This window comes from Herbaspirillum robiniae (assembly GCF_002213415.1).
Taxonomy (GTDB): domain Bacteria; phylum Pseudomonadota; class Gammaproteobacteria; order Burkholderiales; family Burkholderiaceae_D; genus Herbaspirillum; species Herbaspirillum robiniae.
Genome location: NZ_NJGU01000010.1, coordinates 108,388 through 126,644, shown reverse-complemented (window position 1 = coordinate 126,644; position 18,257 = coordinate 108,388). Strand labels below are relative to the sequence as shown.

At 68.2% G+C, this 18,257-nt stretch carries 17 protein-coding genes; 8 read left to right on the top strand and 9 right to left on the bottom strand.

Annotated features, from left to right (window positions below):
* Window positions 1-5: 5 nt before the first annotated feature.
* The 3 genes from CEJ42_RS18530 to CEJ42_RS18520 form a co-directional block, all read right to left on the bottom strand.
* Complete coding sequence (locus tag CEJ42_RS18530) at window positions 6-2,594, bottom strand: branched-chain amino acid ABC transporter ATP-binding protein/permease (RefSeq protein WP_088752083.1); 2,589 nt, start codon at window positions 2,592-2,594, stop codon at window positions 6-8.
* Window positions 2,591-3,469: a branched-chain amino acid ABC transporter permease gene (locus tag CEJ42_RS18525; protein WP_079218354.1), complete on the bottom strand. Its 879-nt coding sequence runs from the start codon at window positions 3,467-3,469 to the stop codon at window positions 2,591-2,593. The genes CEJ42_RS18530 and CEJ42_RS18525 overlap by 4 nt, the downstream gene beginning before the upstream one ends.
* A gap of 121 nt (window positions 3,470-3,590) precedes the next feature.
* Entirely contained in the window at window positions 3,591-4,775 is a 1,185-nt protein-coding gene (locus CEJ42_RS18520) for an ABC transporter substrate-binding protein (RefSeq protein ID WP_088752082.1), read from the bottom strand.
* Between the two features lie 207 nt (window positions 4,776-4,982).
* Between CEJ42_RS18520 and CEJ42_RS18515 the strand changes: the two genes are divergently transcribed.
* The 4 genes from CEJ42_RS18515 to CEJ42_RS18500 are packed head-to-tail and all read left to right on the top strand — an operon-like array spanning window position 4,983 to window position 8,600.
* Entirely contained in the window at window positions 4,983-5,426 is a 444-nt protein-coding gene (locus tag CEJ42_RS18515) for a hypothetical protein (RefSeq protein WP_088752183.1), read from the top strand.
* A gap of 16 nt (window positions 5,427-5,442) precedes the next feature.
* A complete protein-coding gene (locus tag CEJ42_RS18510) occupies window positions 5,443-6,417 on the top strand; it encodes a polysaccharide deacetylase family protein (protein ID WP_129587784.1) in 975 nt (324 codons plus the stop codon).
* A gap of 4 nt (window positions 6,418-6,421) precedes the next feature.
* On the top strand, window positions 6,422-7,675 hold the full coding sequence (locus CEJ42_RS18505; protein WP_088752081.1) for an amidase: 1,254 nt from the start codon (window positions 6,422-6,424) through the stop codon (window positions 7,673-7,675).
* Window positions 7,676-7,733: 58 nt separating this feature from the next.
* On the top strand, window positions 7,734-8,600 hold the full coding sequence (locus CEJ42_RS18500) for a GntR family transcriptional regulator (RefSeq protein WP_088752080.1): 867 nt from the start codon (window positions 7,734-7,736) through the stop codon (window positions 8,598-8,600).
* 153 nt (window positions 8,601-8,753) lie between these two features.
* On the opposite strand, the gene CEJ42_RS18495 is transcribed toward CEJ42_RS18500, so the two are convergent.
* From CEJ42_RS18495 to CEJ42_RS18480, 4 genes are all read right to left on the bottom strand, one after another.
* The gene (locus CEJ42_RS18495; protein WP_079218350.1) at window positions 8,754-9,764 is read right to left on the bottom strand and encodes an LLM class flavin-dependent oxidoreductase; all 1,011 of its coding nucleotides are present in this window, start codon (window positions 9,762-9,764) and stop codon (window positions 8,754-8,756) included.
* 100 nt (window positions 9,765-9,864) lie between these two features.
* Window positions 9,865-10,893 (bottom strand): NADP-dependent oxidoreductase, encoded by a 1,029-nt coding sequence (locus CEJ42_RS18490; RefSeq protein ID WP_079218349.1) that lies wholly within the window; start codon window positions 10,891-10,893, stop codon window positions 9,865-9,867.
* A 39-nt stretch (window positions 10,894-10,932) separates the two neighbouring features.
* Window positions 10,933-11,532 carry a TetR/AcrR family transcriptional regulator gene (locus CEJ42_RS18485; protein WP_088752079.1) on the bottom strand — a complete coding sequence of 200 codons (600 nt, stop codon included), beginning with the start codon at window positions 11,530-11,532 and terminating at the stop codon, window positions 10,933-10,935.
* 57 nt (window positions 11,533-11,589) lie between these two features.
* Window positions 11,590-12,822, bottom strand: a complete 1,233-nt coding sequence (locus CEJ42_RS18480) for an MFS transporter (RefSeq protein ID WP_088752078.1) — start codon at window positions 12,820-12,822, stop codon at window positions 11,590-11,592.
* Window positions 12,823-12,937: 115 nt separating this feature from the next.
* On the opposite strand from CEJ42_RS18480, the gene CEJ42_RS18475 reads away from it, so the two are divergent.
* On the top strand, window positions 12,938-13,939 hold the full coding sequence (locus CEJ42_RS18475; protein WP_088752077.1) for a GlxA family transcriptional regulator: 1,002 nt from the start codon (window positions 12,938-12,940) through the stop codon (window positions 13,937-13,939).
* An 8-nt stretch (window positions 13,940-13,947) separates the two neighbouring features.
* On the opposite strand, the gene CEJ42_RS18470 is transcribed toward CEJ42_RS18475, so the two are convergent.
* Entirely contained in the window at window positions 13,948-15,105 is a 1,158-nt protein-coding gene (locus CEJ42_RS18470; protein WP_088752076.1) for a metallophosphoesterase, read from the bottom strand.
* A 24-nt stretch (window positions 15,106-15,129) separates the two neighbouring features.
* Between CEJ42_RS18470 and CEJ42_RS24745 the strand changes: the two genes are divergently transcribed.
* Both CEJ42_RS24745 and CEJ42_RS18465 read left to right on the top strand, forming a co-directional pair.
* Window positions 15,130-15,378 carry a hypothetical protein gene (locus CEJ42_RS24745; protein ID WP_129587778.1) on the top strand — a complete coding sequence of 83 codons (249 nt, stop codon included), beginning with the start codon at window positions 15,130-15,132 and terminating at the stop codon, window positions 15,376-15,378.
* Between the two features lie 93 nt (window positions 15,379-15,471).
* Window positions 15,472-16,023, top strand: coding sequence for a hypothetical protein (locus tag CEJ42_RS18465; RefSeq protein ID WP_165774464.1), 552 nt, complete (start codon window positions 15,472-15,474; stop codon window positions 16,021-16,023).
* A 135-nt stretch (window positions 16,024-16,158) separates the two neighbouring features.
* Here CEJ42_RS18465 and ppk2 read toward each other — a convergent pair whose 3' ends face one another.
* A complete protein-coding gene (gene ppk2, locus CEJ42_RS18460; protein WP_079218343.1) occupies window positions 16,159-17,070 on the bottom strand; it encodes a polyphosphate kinase 2 in 912 nt (303 codons plus the stop codon).
* A 191-nt stretch (window positions 17,071-17,261) separates the two neighbouring features.
* On the opposite strand from ppk2, the gene CEJ42_RS18455 reads away from it, so the two are divergent.
* Window positions 17,262-18,209: a LysR substrate-binding domain-containing protein gene (locus CEJ42_RS18455; RefSeq protein WP_079218342.1), complete on the top strand. Its 948-nt coding sequence runs from the start codon at window positions 17,262-17,264 to the stop codon at window positions 18,207-18,209.
* Window positions 18,210-18,257: the final 48 nt, after the last annotated feature.

Here is an 18,257-nt window from a genome sequence, read left to right as displayed (position 1 = left end):
ACTCCTCAATGTCCGCCAAGGTAAGCCTTGGCCAATGCGTCATTGGCGGCGATCTCGGCCGCCGTTCCCTGCGCCACCACGCGACCGCCTTCGATCACATAGGCGCGGTCGGCCAGCGACAAGGCCAGCGCCGCCATCTGGTCCACCAGCACGATGGTCATGTTCTCGCTGCGCAGGCGGTCCAGCGCCGCGAACAGCTCGGCGATCACCTTGGGCGCCAGACCCAGCGAAGGCTCGTCCAGCAGCAGCACGCGCGGACGCGACATCAGGCCGCGCGCGATCGCCAGCATCTGCTGCTCGCCGCCGGAGAGCAGGCCGGCGCGCTGATGCAGGCGCTCGCGCAGGCGCGGGAAGCGACCCAGCATTTCCTCCACGCGCGCGTCGACGTCCTGTGGATAAAGAAAAGCGCCCAGGCGAATGTTGTCCAGCACGGAAAGCTCGGGGAACACCTGGCGCCCCTCCGGCACCAGCACCACGCCGTGACGCACTATTTCTTCGGCGCGCAGGTGCATCAGGTTCACGCCGCCGGCATGGATGCCGCCCTGGACCGGGCGATGCAGGCCGGCCAGCGCCCGCATCAGCGTCGACTTGCCGGCGCCGTTGGCGCCCAGCAGGGCAACCATCTCGCCCGCCTTCACCTGCAGGTTGATGCCGTGCAGGACCGGCTCGGCGCCGTAGCCCGTCACCAGTTCGCCCACGCCCAGCAGCTCGGTCGCACCCTGCACCGGCGCGCGCGACGCCGCCGCGGCTTGCTGCGCGTTCTCGCCCAGATAGGCCTGGCGCACCGCCGGATCGTTCTGCACTTGCTGCGGGGTGCCGATGGCCAGGCGCTGCCCGGCGTCCAGCACCACGATGCGGCTGGAGATCTGCATCACCAGCTCCATGTCGTGCTCGACCACCACCACGCTGATGCCGGCGGCGGCGATCTTCTGCAGCAGGCGCGCCAGCATGCTCTTGTCTTCGCGGGACAGGCCGGCGGCCGGCTCGTCCAGCAGCAGCACATCGGGGTCGGCGGCCAGGGCGCGCGCGATCTCGACCAGGCGGCGGTCGACGTGGGCCAGGTCGGCGGCGACGATATCGACCGCGCCGTGATAGCCGCAATAGGCCAGCAGGCTGATGCCGCGCTCGCGCACCGCGGCGTCGCCGAAGCCGCGCGCCGACAGCAGGCCGCCCAGGCGGCCGCGGCCGCAGGCCAGCGCCACGTTGTCGAGCACGCTCAGGCTGCCGAACAGCTGCGAAGTCTGGTAGGTGCGCGCCACGCCGTGGCGGGCGATGCGAAACGCCGGCAGGCCGGCCAGCGCGGTGTCGCCCAGCCTGAAGCCGCCCGACGTCGGCCGGTAGAAACCGGAAAGCATGTTCAGCGCCGTGGTCTTGCCGGCGCCGTTGGGGCCGATCAGGCTGGTGACGGCCGAGGCCGGCACGTCGAAGCCCAGCCCGCCGACCGCGCGCACGCCGCCGAACACCATGGTCAGGCCCTCGGCCGACAGCGTGCGCCGGGTGCGCACCGGCAACGAGACGTCTTCAGCCGCGCCCGCCGCCGGCAACGCCGGGGCGGAGGGCTTGCGCAAGGCGGCAACCAGCTTGCGCAGCAGGCCGGTCACGCCGTCCGGCGCGATCCACAGCACCAGCAACAGCAAGGCGCCGAAGAACAGCAGGCGGTAATCCTCCATGCTGGAGAGCAGCTCGGGCAAGGCGCCCACGATGACCGCGCCGATCACCGGCCCCATGATGGAACCGGAACCGCCCACCACCACCACCAGCACGAACAGGATCGATTGCATGAAGCTGAAGGTGTCGGGCGTGACGAAGGTCGACAGCGGCGCGAACAGCCCGCCGGCAAGCCCGGCCAGCGCGGCCGAGATGGCGAAGGCGGCGGTCTTGATCACCAGCGGGTTCAGGCCGATGGATTCGGAGGCGGTCTCGCTGTCGCGCACCGCGCGCATCGCCGCGCCCCAGCTGCCGCGCGAGAGCCAGCAGTAACAGGCCAGCATGACCGCCGCCGTCACCAGGCCCAGCACGGCGATGGCGCGCTCGGCCTGCAGCCCGAGGAAGGACGGCGCCGTCAGCCCCATGATGCCGTTCTGGCCGCCGGTCAGATCGCGCATCTCGATGATGGCGTGCTGGATGATGAAGCTGAAGGCGATGGTGATCATCGCCAGATACGGCCCCTTCACACGCAGCGCCGGCAAGGCCAGCAGCACGCCCAGCGCGCCGGCGGCCAGCGCCGCCAGTGGCCAGGCCAGCCAGAACGACAAGCCGGCCTTGGTGGTGAGGATGGCCACCGTATAGGCGCCGATGGCGTAAAAGCCGATGTGGCCGAACGAGACCTGGCCGGTCAGGCCGATCAGCACGTTCAGGCCGATGCCGACGATGGCCACCAGCGCGATGCCGGCCAGCACGAACACGTAGTAGCTGTTCACCGACAGCGCCAGCGTGGCGGCGGCGATGAAGCCCAGCGCGCTCCAGGCCAGCGCGGCCGGCGTGCCCAGGCCCAGGCGCACCTTGCTGCGCGGATCGGCGACGGCGGGAGCGGACGAGGACGCCTGCGCCGCGCGGCGCAGCGCCTCGGTGACCGAATGCGGAAGATTGTTCATACCTTTTTCACCTGTGCGCGGCCGAACAGGCCATTGGGACGGATTGCCAGCACCGCGATCACCAGCGCGAAGGTGATGATCTGGGTGTAGCCGGAGCCAAGCGTGGCCGTGATCAGTGCCTCGGCGATGCCGAACAGCAGGCCGGCGATCATCACGCCCCAGGCGCTGGTGATGCCGCCCAGGATGGCCACGGCGAAAGCCTTGAGGCCAAACAGCGTGCCCATGTCGGCGTTGACGTTGAACAGCGGCGCGATCAGCACGCCGGCCACCCCGGCCAAGAGCGTCGAGAGCGCGAAGGCGGCGGCGATGGCGCGGGTGATGGGAATGCCCATCAGGCGCGCGGCGTCGCGGTTCTGCACCACCGCCAGCAACGCCGTGCCCCAGCGCGTGCGGCGCGAAACGGTGTGCAGCAGCGCCGCCAGCGCCAGGCCGATGGCCGGGATCAGCAGATGCAGCGGATACACGCCCAGGCCGACGCCGCCCACCTCGATGGACGACAGCGCCAGCGGCGAAGGCAGGCTGCGCGGCTCCTTGCCGAAGGTGTGCATGACCAGGTTGTCCAGCACGATGCCCAGCGCCACGGTGGACATCAGCCAGGCGTTCGAGCCCTGCCTGGCGAAGGGGCGCACCGCCAGCACTTCGACCAGCAGGCCGTACAGCGCGCACAGCGCCAGCGCCAGCACCACGGCCAGCCACATCGGCCAGCCCAGCGTCTGGGCGAAGGTGAAGCACAGCACGGCGCCCAGCATCATGGAGCTGCCCTGCGCGAAATTGACGGTGCCCGACACGGCATACGTCATGTAGAAACCGAGCGCCATCAGACCGTACATGCTGCCCAGTCCGAATCCGCTGATAAGTGCCGACAACAGCAGCATCTTGTTCTCCCAGCCCTGCCGGCAAATGCCGCAGGTCTTTCCCGTTGGTGTTGCGTTTATTCCTGTGATCGATACGCCGGGCGCGCGGCAGGTCCTGCGCGCCCGGCTTGCCCTGCGGGCGTTACTGGCTCAGGCCCACCGGCAGGATGCGGTTGTCGATGAACTGCGCCCAGACGTAGTCGTCGGCCTGCAGCGCGTCGTGCACGGTCGGGCTGAAGGGCTTGACGTAGGTCTTGATCAGGCCTTCGTAGCGGTCGATCTTGTAGAAGCCTTCGCGGATCGCGTCGCCGTTGGTGGAACCGGCCCTGGCAATGGCCAGCGCGGCCAGCTGCATGCCGTCATAGGCGTTGGCCACGCCCACGGCCGGGGTGATGTCGTCCGGGCCCTTGATGGCCGGATACTTGGCCTTGAGTTCGCCGACCACCTTCTCGCCCACCGGCGAGAGCTTGCCGAAGAAGCTGAAGGTCTGGATGAAGTGCACGTTCCTGGCGTTCGGTCCTGCCAGCTCGGTGAAGCGCCCGCCCGCCGGGCCCCAGTGCGACACCACCGGCACCTTCCAGCCCATGCGGTCCAGCGACTTCACCACCTGCGCCGAGGGGCCGACGTTGCCGACCAGGTACAGCGTGTCGGCGCCGGCGGCCTTCAGGCGCGACAGCTGCGGCACGATGTCGACGTCGCTGGCTTCGAACTTCTCCACGCCGGCCGGCTTCAGGCCCTTCTCGGCCAGTGCGGCGACGATGCCCTTCTCGTTGGATTCGCCCCAGGGATTGTTGACCAGGATCAGGCCGGCCTTGCTGCTCTTGAAGGTCTTTTGCGCATAGTTCAGCATGGCCTTGTCGACCAGCTCATCCACCGCCGAGACGCGGAACGCGTAGTTCGGGTTGGCGCCGTTCTTGGTCACGCCGGTGCCGGCCGCCCACGGGCCGACGAAGGGCACCTTCTCCTGGTTGGCGATGGGCACGATGGCCATCGACACCGGGGTATCCAGGCCGCCGAACAGCACCGCCACCTTTTCCTTGAAGATCAGCTCGCGCGCGGCCACCACGCCCTTGGCCGGATTGGCCTCGTCGTCGCGGCGCACCAGCTCCAGCTTGCGGCCGCCCAGCAGGCCGCCCTTGGCGTTGATCTCGTCGATGGCGATGGTCATGCCGCGGGTCAGCGCCTCGCCGGCCTGCGCGGACTGGCCCGACAGCGCGGTGACCAGGCCGATCTTGATGGTGTCGGCGGCAAGCGCCAGCGGCGACAGTGCGGCGGCGACGGTGGCGGCTGCCGCGGCGATCAGGGTACGGCGGGTGAAACGGATCATTTGACTTCCCTCCAGGTTGGCTTGATGAGTGGTATTGCTCCCGGCATGACTTATGCAAGGGCTATGCCAAGCGCCGCTGGTGAAGATAATTTTTGCCGACAATATATATCTAATATACGTAGCAAATATCTTCATTTATTGCCGCTGATAATCGAATCACTTTGCAGCCAATAACGCACAAAGCTTGTGCAAGACATGGAGAAAATGATGCACGCCGCACCATCATCAAACACGACGCAGGAGAAATCCCTGCCCTACGATCCCGCCGCCCTGGTCGACGAATACCTGCGCGTGCTGATGATTCCCGATCCGGTGGCGGCGCGCCGTTTCGTCTCGCCGGAGCTGAAGATCCGCTTCACCGGCGGGCGCGAAATGATCGACCCGGCGCAGTGCGCCGCTTTCAACGCCGGCCGCTACGGCTGGGTCAAGAAGCAGTTCGAGGGTACGGAAGTGGTGGCCGGCGCCAGTGCCGAGGAAGCGGTGGTCTACAACCGCGGCACGCTGTACGGCGTGTGGCCGGACGGCCAGGCCTTCGAGGGCAACCGCTATGTCGACCGCTACGTGATCCGGCACGGCCTGATCGTGCAGATGGACGTGTGGAACGACAGCGCCGAGCGCCTGCTGGCGCGCGCCGGCCTGGCCGAACTGTGAAGGGGCGACCATGAACATGCACGCCACCATCCTGCCGCCGGGCGCCGAAGACGCGCTGGGCCACGATATCGACCATATCGCGCCGCCCTACGGCGCGCTGCGCAGCCACGGCCGCTTCGGCTACTCGGCGATCAACGCGCGGCCGCAATACCGCTGGCCCAATGGCGCGCGGCTGGCGGTCTATCTGGGCTTCAACATCGAGCATTTCGCCTTCGGCGAGGGGCTGGGCGCCAAGCTCGGCCCGGTCTGCCCGGAGCCCGATGTGCTCAACTACGCCTGGCGCGAGTACGGCAACCGCGTCGGCGCCTGGCGTTGCCTTGAGCTGTTCGAACAACTGGGCCTGCCGGCCGGGGTATTGATCAACACCGCGCTGTACGACCACTGCCCGGACCTGGTGGCGGCCTTCGCCGTGCGCGGCGACGAGATCATCGGCCACGGCCACACCAATGCGCGCCAGCAAGGCACGCTGGCCGAGGCGGAAGAACTGGCCCTGCTGCGCCACTGCCGCGAACGCATCGCCGCCGAAAGCGGGAGCGCGCCCACCGGCTGGCTCTCGCCCTGGATCTCCGAGAGCCTGCTCACGCCCGACCTGTTGAAGGAGGCCGGCTACCGCTACAACCTGAACTGGGCGCACGACGACCAGCCGGTACGCATGAACACGCGCGACGGCGGCAGCCTGTGGTCCATCCCCTATCCGCAGGAGCTCAACGACATCCCCATGATCGTGGCGCGCCAGATGGACAGCCGCGACTTCGCGCAGATGATCGTCGACAACTTCGACGAGATGCTGGCGCAGTCGGCCGCGCAACCGCTGGTGATGGGCATCGCCCTGCACCCCTACCTGGTGGGCCAGCCCTATCGCCTGCGCCACCTGCGCGCGGCGCTCGAACACCTGGCCGCGGCACGCGACCGCGGCGAGATCTGGTTCACCACGCCGGGCGCGATCTGCGAACACGTGGATGCGCTGGAAGAACTGCGCCAGGCCTTCTGAGCGCATGGAACAAGCATTGGAGAACACATTGAAGCAGTCCGGCACTTCCCTCAACTTCGGCGCCTTCGACATCGACGACCAGGTCGGCGCCTTCGTCCCCCATGGCCGCTACCGCGTGGACGGCACACCCGACGGTCCGCTGTCGGGGCTGCGCTTCGGCGTCAAGGACCTGTTCGACATCGCCGGGCGGCCCACCGGCGCCGGCAACCCCGACTGGCTGCGCACGCATGGTGTCCCGGCCCGCACCAATGCCGTGGTGCAGGCGCTGCTGGACGCCGGCGCCGACCTGGTCGGCAAGACCCTGACCGACGAGATCGCCTACAGCATCCACGGCGACAACCACCACTACGGCACGCCCGAAAACGCCGCAGCGCCGGGGCGCGTGCCCGGCGGATCTTCCAGCGGCTCGGCCGCGGCGGTGGCGGCGCGCCTGTGCGACTTCGCGCTGGGCACCGACACCGGCGGCTCGACCCGCGTGCCGGCCAGCTACTGCGGCATCTGGGGCCTGCGCACCACGCACGGCCTGCTGTCCTGCGCGGCCATGGCGCCGCTTTCGCCGGGATTCGACACCGCCACCTGGCTGGCGCACGATGCCGCCACCTTCGAGCGCGTGGGCCAGGCGCTGCTGCCGCAGACCGGCGGCGTGGCCTTCAGGCGCGCGCTGTTGCCCTTCGACGTGCTGGAACAGGCCGACGAGGTGTTCCACCCGGTGGTGCACCGCGTCTACGAGGCGCTGCGCGGCCTGATGCCTGCGGAGCACTGCCGCCTCACCACCGGCGGGGGCGAGCTGGAGAACTGGCGTCGCGCCTACATCAGCGCCTCGGCCCATGAAGCCTGGCAAACGCACCGCGACTGGATAGAAACGCATGCGCCCTCGTTCGGCCCGGCCGTGCAAGGACGCTGGGACATGGCGCGCGACACCGGCGCCGAGGCCGCCCGGGCCGCGCGCGAGAAGCAGGACCTGGTGCGCCACCAGGTACGCTCCTTCCTCGGTGCCGACGGCGTGGCGGTGATCCCGTCGGCGGCCAGCGTGGCGCCGTTGCGCGACGCCTCGCCGCAGGAGATCGACGACATCCGCGCGCGCTGCTTCCGCATCACCTGCATCGCCGGCCTGTCGGGCCTGCCGCAGGTCAGCATCCCCTTCGCCACGCCCGCCGGCCTGCCGATCGGCGTATCATTGCTGGGCCCGGCCGGCAGCGACCTGGCGCTGATCAGGCTGGCGACCGGCATCCGCCGGGCCTTGCAGGAGCAGCACTGAGCGGCCGCCGCCTCCCGCGCCAGGGAAGGCGGCGCCAACCACGAATGATGCAAAGACGATGAGCGACACCTCCACACGCAATACCGCCAAACGCGCCGGCAAGAGCGGCGCGGCCGCCGAAAAGAGCGCAGCCAAGCGTACCGGCAAGCACGCCGGGCCGGCTGCCGCGCCCGCCCGCCAGAGTCGCGCCGGCCGCCCGCGCGTGCGCCACGACGCGCTGGGCGAGGCGCCGGTGCTGCAGGCCGAGTCCGAACCGGGCGAGGACATCATCACCCGCATCTACAACACGGTCTTCGAGAGCGTGATGGACCAGCGCTTGACGCCCGGCACCAAGCTGCCCGAAGCGGCGCTGTGCGAACTCTTCGGGGTCGGCCGCACGGTGGTGCAAAAGGCGCTGCAAAAGCTGGCACACGAACACATCGTCGAACTGCGTCCCAACCGCGGCGCGGTGGTGGCCATGCCGACGCCGGAAGAAACGCGCGAGATCTTCGAGGCGCGCCGTTCGCTGGAGGCCGCCATCATGCGGCTGGCGGTCAGGAACGCGACCCGCGCCGACCTTGCCAAGCTGCGCCGCCAGCTCAAGGAGGAGCACGAAGTCATGCACAGCTATGCCCAGACCCGCTGGGCGCGGCTGGCCTCATCCTTTCACATGCGGGTGGCGGAGCTGTCGCGCAACGCCACGCTGCAGCGCTACCTGGGCGAGCTGGTGTCGCGCTGCTCGCTGATCGTGGCGCTGCATGAGCCGGCCGGCTACGCCTCCTGCGAGCACGAGGAGCACACCCACATCGTCGACCTGATCGAACGCGGCGACGCCGAGGGCGCGGTGGCGGCGATGGAGTCGCATCTGGTATCGCTGGAAGAGCACATCCACCTGGTAAGCGGCAAGAGCGAAAACAACCTGGCGCGGATGCTGGGGATGGAATAGTTCTTTCTCTTCCAATGAAAAACGGCATTGCCGGTCATGGGCAATGCCGTTTTTGTTTGCGGCTGTCAATGTGTGGCAGCCGATGGCCAGGTCACCGGATTCGCGCCAAGCGGAGCTCTAGCGACATTGGCGCCGTCGATACGTCAACGGCGCTCAAATCGACACCCTGCTCTCCAACTCTTCCCGCACTTCGGCCACGATATCGAAGGAATGCAGTCGCGCCGCGTGGTCGTAGATCTGCGCGGTGATCATCAGCTCGTCCGGCGCCGTGTCGTCGATGAAGTTCTGCAAGCCCTCGCGCACCGTCTCGCGGTCGCCCACCACGGCGCAGGCCAGCGAACGCTCGACGTGCGCCTGCTCGCCCGGCTGCCAGTAGGGCGCGATGTCGTCCACCGGCGGATTCAGCTGGCCCGGCGTGCCGCGGATCAGGTTGATGAACTGCTGCTGCAGCGAGCTGAACAGGCGCTCGGCCTCGCGGTCGGTGTCGGCCGCGAACACGTTCAGTCCCAGCATCACATAGGGCTTTTGCAGCGCGGCCGACGGCTTGAAGCGGGCGCGGTAGATCTCTACCGCGGACTTCATGAAGCCCGGCGCGAAGTGCGAGGCGAAGGCGAACGGCAGGCCCAGCTCGGCGGCCAGCTGGGCGCTGAACATGCTGGACCCCAGCAGCCAGATCGGCACATGCAGGCCGGCGCCGGGGACGGCGCGCAGGCCCTGGTAGTCAGACGGTTCGGCGAAGTAGTCCTGCAGCTCGACCACGTCCTGCGGGAAATTCTCGGCGGTGTCGCCGCCCATGTGGCGACGCAGCGCCCGCGCGGTGCGCTGGTCGGAACCGGGCGCGCGACCCAGGCCGAGGTCGATGCGCCCGGGATAGAGCGACTCCAGCGTGCCGAACTGTTCGGCGATCACCAGCGGGGAATGATTGGGCAGCATGATGCCGCCGGCGCCCACGCGAATGCGGCTGGTGTTGGCGGCGACGTGCGAGATCACCAGCGAGGTAGCGGCGCTGGCGATGCCGGTCATGTTGTGGTGTTCGGCCAGCCAGTAGCGCTTGTAACCCAGTTTCTCCGCCAGCTGCGCCAACTCCTTGGTGTTGTTGAAGGCCTGTGTGGCGGTGCTGCCCTTGTTGATCGGGGACAGGTCGAGTACGGAAAAGGGAATCATGAATGGATCCTCAGGGCGCGCCGGGATCGCCGCCGCGCCGGGTTGCCGGACGCTCGGTCCGGAATCTGCTTGCGAATCTTCTGACGAATCTGCTGACGACTCAGGACAGCTTGACCACCAGCTTGCCGAAGTTCTTGCCCTGCAACAGGCCGATGAAGGCCTGCGGCGCGTTCTCCAGCCCATGCGCCACGTCTTCGCGGTAGCGCAGGCTGCCGTCCTTGAGCCAGCCGGCGACGTCGTGCTGGAAGGCGGCGTGCAGGTCGGGCCGGTTGACGTAGTAGTCGAAGATGATGAAGCCCTGGATCTGGATGCGCCTGGTCAGCACGCTGCGCAGCAAGGCGGTGCTGTCGGTGGCCAGCGAGCCGCCGTTGTAGTGCGCGATCAGGCCGCACACCGGCACCCGCGCATGGATGTTGAGCAGCGGCGCCACGGCGTCGAACACGGCGCCGCCGACGTTCTCGAAATAGATGTCGATGCCCTTGGGGCAGGCGGCCTTGAGCTGCGCGGCGAAGTCCGGTGCGCGATGGTCGATGCAGGCGTCGAAGCCCAGCTCCTTGACCGCGTATTCGCACTTCTCGGCGCCGCCGGCCACGCCGACCACATGGCAGCCCTTGATCTTCGCGATCTGCCCCACCAGCGAACCGACCGCGCCGGTGGCCGCGGCCACCACCAGGGTTTCGCCGGCGCGCGGCTGGCCGATATCCATCAGGCCGGCATAGGCGGTGTAGCCCGGCATGCCCAGCACGCCCAGCGCATGCGACGGATGGGCGAAGCCTTCGGGCAGCCGGGTGGCGCCGGTGCCGTCGGAGACGGCGTACTCCTGCCAGCCGGTATAGGCCATCACCAGGTCGCCCTCGTGGAAATCCGGATGACGCGAGGCCGCCACGCGCGAGACTGTGCCGCCGGTCATCACGCCGTCGATCTCCACCGGCGGCGCGTAGGACGGCGCGTCGCTCATGCGCCCGCGCATGTACGGGTCCAGCGACAGCCATTCGGCGCGCAGCAGCAGCTGGCCATCCTGCAGCGCGGGGACGGCCGCTTCTTCGAGGCGGAAATTATCGGCGGTAGGCGCGCCGGTGGGACGCGAGGCCAGCACGATGCGGCGGTTGACGGCGTGAGTTGCGCTCATGGGTAGCCCTTTCAGGAAAAATGTTCGTCAGGAGGAGAGTTACTGCGGCGGCACCAGGACGCGGCGCGTGACGTGCATCGCGCTTTCCATCGGCACCCGGTCCTGGCTCAGTTTCGAGAGCAGGCTGGCGCCCAGCCACAGCTGGTAGAGCATGGTGGCCGTGGCCTGCGGCTCCAGCACGGTGTGCAGCGAGCCCTCGGCGACGCCGGCGGCGATGCCATCCGAAATGCGGGAAATGAAACGGCCGGTGCCCTCGTGCAGGGCCACGCGCATGTCGGCCGAAAGGTCGGCCACCTCGGCCGAGAGCTTGACCACCAGGCAGCGCTGCTCGAACTCCTGGCAGCACTGGCTTTCCAGCCAGTAGCCCCAGTAGGTCAGCAGGCGCTCGCGCGCGCTGGCGCCGTAGGCGCCGTCGTCCAGCACCTTGCCGAGCAGCTCCAGGTAGCCCTCGACGTAGTGCTCGATGAGCTCGCGCCCGTACTGCTCCTTGGAGCCGAAGTAGTGGTAGAACGATCCCTTGGGGATGTCGGCCGCCGTGAGGATCTCGGACAGGCCCACGCCCGAGAAGCCTTTTTGCGCGATGATCGCGCGCCCGGCCGTCAGGATGTTCCGCTTGTTTTCGCCATAGCTTTCTCTCATGGCGCCATTTTAGCGAAAAATTAGACCGGTCGTCTAAGACCGGTCTTTTTCAGGAAATCAGCCCCTGCGCGGCGCCGGAAACAGCGGCCACACAGCCAATGCGACGGCCGCCATCGCCAGCCACACGGCCGCCCAGCCGCGCCATTGCAGCAGCTGCGGCACCGCCTGCGCGGTCAGGAAGAACACCGAGAACACGCAGCTGTTGCCCAGGCCGAGCGCGGTGCCGATCTGCGCCGGCCCCGCCATCACGGCCAGCTCGGTATAGGCCACGCCATGCCAGGCCGAGACCGCGACGCCGGCGGCGATCAAGGCCGGCAGCAGCGCCGTCATGCCGGCGGCCCCGGGCGTGGCCAACCAGCCCAGCAGCGCGAACAGCGCCGCGCTGGCCAGGGCGCAGCCGCGCAGGTAGGCGCGACGGTTGCCGCGCTTGTCGGTCCAGCGCCCGCTGCCGATGCGGCATACCGCCGCCCCCACCTGCACCGCCGCCATGGCCGCGCTGATCAGCGCCAGCCCGGCATGGCCGACCTCGTGCAGGAAGATGCCGCCGAAACTGATCAGCGCCACCTGCGGCGCGCACAGGAGCCCGGTGGCCAGCGCCAGCCGCCACACGACGGCGCTGCGCAGGGCCGGCCGCGCCGGCGCGCCGGCGGTGGCATGCGGGTGCGCCGCGGGCGGCGGTTCGCGCAGCCACAGCAGGGTCAGCCCCACGCTGGCGAGACAGCCCGCGATGAGCGCGCCGTAGACCGCGCCGAATCCGGCGTGCGCCGCCAGCGTCGGCAACAGCAGCGCGCCGATGCCGCCGCCCAGCGGCACCGCGGTCTGGCGGATGCTCATCGCCAGGCCGCGCTCGCCGTCGCGAAACCAGCCCATGATGGCGCGTCCGCTGGAGCCGTTGACGCTGCCACCCAGCAGCCCCGCCAGCATCAGGCCGGCGCACAGCCAGAAATAGGTGGCCCCGCCCTGCCCCGGCAGCGCCATCAGCACCAGCAGCCAGAGCGCGGCGATGGTGCCGGTCAGCCCGGCCAGCAGCACCTTGCGGTCGCCCAGCCGGTCGGTCAGCACGCCCCAGGGCAGCTCGCCCAGGGCCACGCCCAGGCTCAGCAGGCCCAGCGCCAGGCCCAGCTCGGCGTTGCTCAGTTGATAGTCGGCGCGCAGCACCACCGAGGTGACCGGGATCCCGGAAAAGATCGCCGAAAAGCTGGCGTTGGCGGCGACGCCGGCGGCCAGCACCTTCCAGCGATGGCTGGCGGCGGGCGCGGTGTCGCCCGCATGGGCGGCGGCTGGTTGCATGACAGGCTCCTGTTGGATGAAAGGTTGAGCGTGGGAACCTGCGCAGTGTGCCCGGCAAGCCTTTGTCCAAAATGTCATAATTCCGGCATTTCAAGCCATCCTGACCGAGAGCGCCATGCCCGCCCGCGACACCGCCTTCCTGATCTTCGCCGACTGCAGCATGCTCGACTTCACCGGCCCGCTGTCGGCCTTCGACGCCGCCAACCGGGTATCGGGCAAGACCCTGTACCGGCTTTCGCTGCTGTCCGAACCGGGCGGCATGATCCGCAGCTCGGCCGGCGCCTGCGTGCAGACCGAGCGCATCGGCGAGCGGCGTTTCGATACGCTGGTGGTGGCCGGCGGCGGCGCGCCGCGCGAGGGGCTGGTGTCGGAGGAGCTGCGCGGCTATATCCTGCGCGCGGCGAAGCGCTCGCGCCGCCTCGCCGGCGTGTGCACTGGCGCCTTCGTGCTGGCGGCAGCCGGCGTGCTGGACGGCAAGCGTGCCACCACCCACTGGCGCATGGCGGCCAAGCTGCAGAAGATGCACCCCCGGGTGCTGGTGGACAGCGACCGCATCTGGTCGCGCGACGGTTCGGTGTGGACCTCGGCCGGCATCTCTGCCGGCATCGACCTGGCGCTGGCGCTGATCGAGGACGACCACGGCGCCGAACTGGCCAAGGCGGTGGCACGCGAGCTGGTGGTGTTCCACCGACGCCCGGGCGGGCAGTCGCAGTTCTCGGCGTTGCAGGAGATGGACGGCATGAGCGGACAGGGCGGCGATCGCATCCGCACCGCCCTCACCTTCGCCCGCGAAAACCTGCACCAGGAGCTGACGGTGGACATCCTGGCCGAAGTCGCCTGTCTCTCGCGCCGCCAGTTCGACCGCGCCTTCAGCGCCGAGACCGGCCAGACGCCGGCCAAGGCGATCGAGCAGATGCGCGCGGAAGCGGCGCGCATCCGCATCGAAGAGTCAAACGAATCGCTGGAGCACATCGCCCGCGTGACCGGCTTCGGCGACGCCGACCGCATGCGGCGCGCCTGCATGCGGCTTTTCGGGCAGCCGCCGCAGGCCTTGCGCCGGCTGGCGCGGCAAGGAGAAGAACGGCAGGAAGGCGGCGCGCTGCAGGCGGCCGCCTGACGCGGGCATCAGCCCGAGACCAGCTTCACCCGCGTGATCTCCGAGGGCGCCAGCAGCCGCTTGGGCGGGCCCCAGTAGCCGGTGCCGCGGCTGACGTAGATCCACAGCTTGTGCAGGCGCTTCAGGCCGGCGACATAGGGCTGCTGCAGCGGCACGAAGAAATTCCACGGGAAGAATTGCCCGCCATGGGTATGGCCGGACAGCTGCAGGTCGAAGCCGGCCTCGGCCGCCGCGATGGCGGTGCGCGGCTGGTGCGCCAGCAGGATGCGCGGGCTGCCGGCCGGGGCGTTGGCGATCGCGGCGTGCGGATCGCTGCGGTGGGCCGGGTCGAACTGGTGGGCGGTATAGTCGGTCACGCCGGCCAGCACCAGGCCGGCGCCTTCGTGGCGCAGCACCACATGCTCGTTCATCAGCACCGTCACGCCCAGCCGGCGCACCTCGTCTATCCATTCATGCGCGTTGGAGTAGTACTCGTGGTTGCCGGTGACGAAGTAGGCGCCGTGGCGCGCGCGGATCTCGGCCAGCGGCGCGGTGTGCGACGCCAGCTGGCGCACGCTGCCGTCGACCAGGTCGCCGGTGATGGCCACCACGTCGGGCTGCAGCGCGTTGACCTTGTCGACGATGGCCTGGAGGTAGGGCCGCTTGATGGTGGGGCCGACGTGGATGTCGCTGATCTGCACGATGGTGAAGCCTTCCAGCTGCCTGGGCAGGTTGGCGATGGGCACGCTGACCTCGACCACGGATGCGGTGCGGCGCGCATTGAGGAAGCCCACCACCGTGGCCGCCGCGGTCAGCGCCAGCACCAGCCAGGCGGTCAGCTCGTCGAGCTCGCGCAGGTGGATGTCGGACAGCGAGAACAGGGGCGCGGCCGCCAGGCCGATGGCGCGCAGGATGGTCAGCAGCAGCGCCGAGGAGAAGGCGCCCATGGCCAGCATGCCGGCCCAGGCCAGGCGGTCGGCCGGGGCCTCGGCCATGCCCCGCCGCTTGAGAATGGGCGCGAACATGGCGGCCGGCATCAACAGCACCGACACCACCAGCACGGCCGCGCCGACGGCGATCCAGACGGCCTCGCCGGTGAGCGCGGGCAGCAGCTGCGTGCCTATCCAGGCGTGCAGGACGGCCAGGATGCCGAGGAAGATGACGACTCCGAAATAGGTGCGGCGCATGAACGGCTTTCTTGTTGTCGGAAAATGGAAGAGCTTGCCAGGCCCGCCCGCGCTTGGCGGATGAGCTTGAAATGCGATCAAAAGCTTGCATCGGTAACGGAAGATATGGATCCCGTTGCCGGCTTTTCAACCGCAGAACCGCCACACGGGCGAAAAATAGGCGAAAACCCGCGTCCGGCTTGGCTTATCGGCAATATGGGGCCGACCGTGGCGCAGAAAAAATCGGCGCGGGGCATGCAAGAAGACGAACAGAGGAGGATAATATTGCCTTGATCCCCGATTTTTTAATTCGCGCGACCTTGGCGGCCGACAGCCGCATCGATGACATCGACAAGAGGCCGCGTGCGCATCATTGAAAGAGTTATTTTGAGTTCAAGCAAAACCACCAAGCGCTGGCATGGCAACGTCGAAGCGATCAAAGCGGAATTCCTCAACGGCGTCGTCACCCAGATGACGGCCTATGGCGACCGCGTGCACTTCTCCATGTTCGGCTCGGTGCAAAAGCCGCATTACGAAGTCATCAACAGCTTTGACAAGAAGATGGCCTTCGACGGCAACCATCACCTGCACCGCGCCGAAGAGACCGAGTTCGGCCCCGGCAACGTCACGCCCATCTTCACGCTGGAACAGATCAAGCGCATCATCGCCACCGGCGGCAGCGGCGTGCGCAGCAGCATTCCGCGCTCGGCGCGCGCGGCATCGGCCCGCAGCAGCGGCACCGGCACGGCGCGCCCGACCACCGCGGCGGCACGCGCCCGCGAAGCGGTGGACAGCGAGAAGTACGTCTACTTCAAGGCCAACCGCGAAATGCTGCCCGAAGGCATCAACCAGTACTCCGACGAGATCAGCGCCCTGATGCTCAAGGGCCTGTCCGCAGAGCAGGCTTTCGGCGAAGTCATCGAGAAGCACTTCGGCTGACCGCCCTCGCGGGCGCCGGATGCGCCTGGCGAACCGGGTGCGCAGGCGATGCCGCGGCGCGAGCCCAAGAAAAAACGGCCGGAGAAATTCTCCGGCCGTTTTTCTTTTGTCCTTACTATCCGACGCGCCCGCGCCTCAGTAGGCCTCGGGCACGATCATGTTGTCCGGCACCGGGTTGCGCGAGTAATCCTCATGACGCTCGCGCTCGGGCAGGATCACCGGCGGATGCGGCACTTCCTGGTAAGGCATCTGCTGCAGCAGGTGCGCGATGCAGTTCAGGCGCGCCCTCTTCTTGTCCACCGCCTGCACCACCCACCACGGCGCTTCCGGAATGTGGGTGCGCTCCAGCATCACTTCCTTGGCCTTGGTGTACTCCTCCCAGCGGCGGCGCGACTCCAGGTCCATCGGCGAGAGCTTCCATTGCTTCAGCGGATCGTGGATGCGCGACAGGAAGCGCATGTGCTGCTCCTCGTCGGTAATCGAGAACCAGTACTTGATCACCTGGATGCCGGCGCGCGTGAGCATGCGCTCGAACTCGGGCACGGAGCGGAAAAATTCCTCGTACTGCTCGTCGCTGCAAAAGCCCATCACGCGCTCCACGCCGGCGCGGTTGTACCAGCTGCGGTCGAACAGCACGATCTCGCCGGCCGCCGGCAGGTGCGACACGTAGCGCTGGAAATACCATTGGGTGCGCTCGCGGTCGTTGGGCGCGGGCAGTGCGGCCACCCGGGCCACGCGCGGGTTCAGGCGCTGCGTGATGCGCTTGATCACGCCGCCCTTGCCGGCCGCGTCGCGGCCTTCGAAGACGATCACCACCTTGTGGCCGGTCTGCACCACCCAGTCCTGCAGCTTGACCAGCTCGCCCTGCAGGCGGAACAGCTCGCGGAAGTACAGGCGGCGGTACTCCTTTTCCTCGTCGCCGTGGGCGCTGGAGATTTCACCGGTCACCGGGTCGACGGTGCGGTCTTCCAGCTCCAGTTCCATCTCTTCGTCATAGCTGTCGGCCAGTTCGCGATGAATGCGCTTGACCATTTCTTCGTTGTTCATTGGTTCCTCTTGGGCAAGATGAGCGGCGAGCGAAGGGCCTTCCTTCGCCGGAAAAGTGGGACACAACATACATGCCGATTGTGACGAAGCCGTGACAGCTGGCATCTCCGGGGCGGCCGAACGCGCCGGACCCCTGATCCAAAAATAGGCTATAGTCCTTCGAATATCGATAGTCACCCGGCAAACCAGCAATGACACTCACTGAACTGAAGTACATCGTGGCCGTCGCCCGCGAAAAACATTTCGGCCATGCGGCCGAGGCCTGTTTCGTGGCCCAGCCGACGCTCTCCGTGGCCATCAAGAAACTGGAGGACGAGCTGGGCGTGGTGATCTTCGAACGCGGCGGCACCGAGGTCTCGGTCACGCCGCTGGGCGCGCAGATCGTGGCCCAGGCCGAGCGCGTGCTGGAGCAGACCGCTGCCATCAAGGAAATCGCCAACCAGAACAAGGACCCGCTGTCGGGCCCGCTGCGCCTGGGCATCATCTACACCATCGGCCCCTACCTGCTGCCTTCGCTGGTCAAGACCATGATCGAGACCGTGCCGCAGATGCCGCTGATCCTGCAGGAGAACTTCACCACGCGCCTGATCGAGCTGCTGCGCCAGGGCGAACTGGACGCGGCCATCATGGCCCTGCCCTTCCCCGAGCACGGCCTGAACGTGCTGCCGCTGTACGACGAGGAGTTCATGGTGGCGCTGCCGCGCCAGCACAAGTGGGCCGACCGCAAGGAAATCGACGCCCGCGAACTCAAGAGCGAGACCATGCTGCTGCTGGGCAACGGCCACTGCTTCCGCGACCAGGTGCTGGAAGTCTGCCCGGAGATGTCGCGCTTCTCCACCAGCGGCGACGGCATCGCCCGCACCTTCGAAGGCTCGTCGCTGGAAACCATCCGCCACATGGTGTCGTCCGGCATCGGCGTGACGGTGCTGCCCAAGGCGTCCATCGCCGACGCCGGCGCGCGCGACGGCATGGTGCGCTACGTGCCCTTCGTCGCCCCGGCGCCTTCGCGCCGCGTGGTGATCGCCTGGCGCAAGAGCTTCACCCGCCAGGCGGCGATCGACGCCGTGCAGAAGGCGGTGCTGGCCTGCAACCTGAACGGCGTGCAGATGCTGAGCGAAGCGGAGGCGGAAGCCGGCTGACCGCGCACCGTCGTCCACCAAGGAAAAAGGCCTCGCATCGCGAGGCCT

Bases quoted from the DNA above. Each gene is read 5' to 3' on its own strand.
- ppk2 (WP_079218343.1), bottom strand. From the start codon at position 17,070: ATGAACAACGAAGAAATGGTCAAGCGCATTCATCGCGAACTGGCCGAC.
- CEJ42_RS18510 (WP_129587784.1), top strand. From the start codon at position 5,443: ATGCACGCCACCATCCTGCCGCCGGGCGCCGAAGACGCGCTGGGCCAC.
- CEJ42_RS18475 (WP_088752077.1), top strand. From the start codon at position 12,938: ATGCCCGCCCGCGACACCGCCTTCCTGATCTTCGCCGACTGCAGCATG.
- CEJ42_RS18495 (WP_079218350.1), bottom strand. From the start codon at position 9,764: ATGATTCCCTTTTCCGTACTCGACCTGTCCCCGATCAACAAGGGCAGC.
- CEJ42_RS18455 (WP_079218342.1), top strand. From the start codon at position 17,262: ATGACACTCACTGAACTGAAGTACATCGTGGCCGTCGCCCGCGAAAAA.
- CEJ42_RS18515 (WP_088752183.1), top strand. From the start codon at position 4,983: ATGCACGCCGCACCATCATCAAACACGACGCAGGAGAAATCCCTGCCC.
- CEJ42_RS18490 (WP_079218349.1), bottom strand. From the start codon at position 10,893: ATGAGCGCAACTCACGCCGTCAACCGCCGCATCGTGCTGGCCTCGCGT.
- CEJ42_RS18500 (WP_088752080.1), top strand. From the start codon at position 7,734: ATGAGCGACACCTCCACACGCAATACCGCCAAACGCGCCGGCAAGAGC.
- CEJ42_RS18480 (WP_088752078.1), bottom strand. From the start codon at position 12,822: ATGCAACCAGCCGCCGCCCATGCGGGCGACACCGCGCCCGCCGCCAGC.
- CEJ42_RS18470 (WP_088752076.1), bottom strand. From the start codon at position 15,105: ATGCGCCGCACCTATTTCGGAGTCGTCATCTTCCTCGGCATCCTGGCC.
- CEJ42_RS18485 (WP_088752079.1), bottom strand. From the start codon at position 11,532: ATGAGAGAAAGCTATGGCGAAAACAAGCGGAACATCCTGACGGCCGGG.
- CEJ42_RS18525 (WP_079218354.1), bottom strand. From the start codon at position 3,469: ATGCTGCTGTTGTCGGCACTTATCAGCGGATTCGGACTGGGCAGCATG.
- CEJ42_RS18520 (WP_088752082.1), bottom strand. From the start codon at position 4,775: ATGATCCGTTTCACCCGCCGTACCCTGATCGCCGCGGCAGCCGCCACC.
- CEJ42_RS18530 (WP_088752083.1), bottom strand. From the start codon at position 2,594: ATGAACAATCTTCCGCATTCGGTCACCGAGGCGCTGCGCCGCGCGGCG.
- CEJ42_RS18505 (WP_088752081.1), top strand. From the start codon at position 6,422: ATGGAACAAGCATTGGAGAACACATTGAAGCAGTCCGGCACTTCCCTC.
- CEJ42_RS24745 (WP_129587778.1), top strand. From the start codon at position 15,130: ATGGAAGAGCTTGCCAGGCCCGCCCGCGCTTGGCGGATGAGCTTGAAA.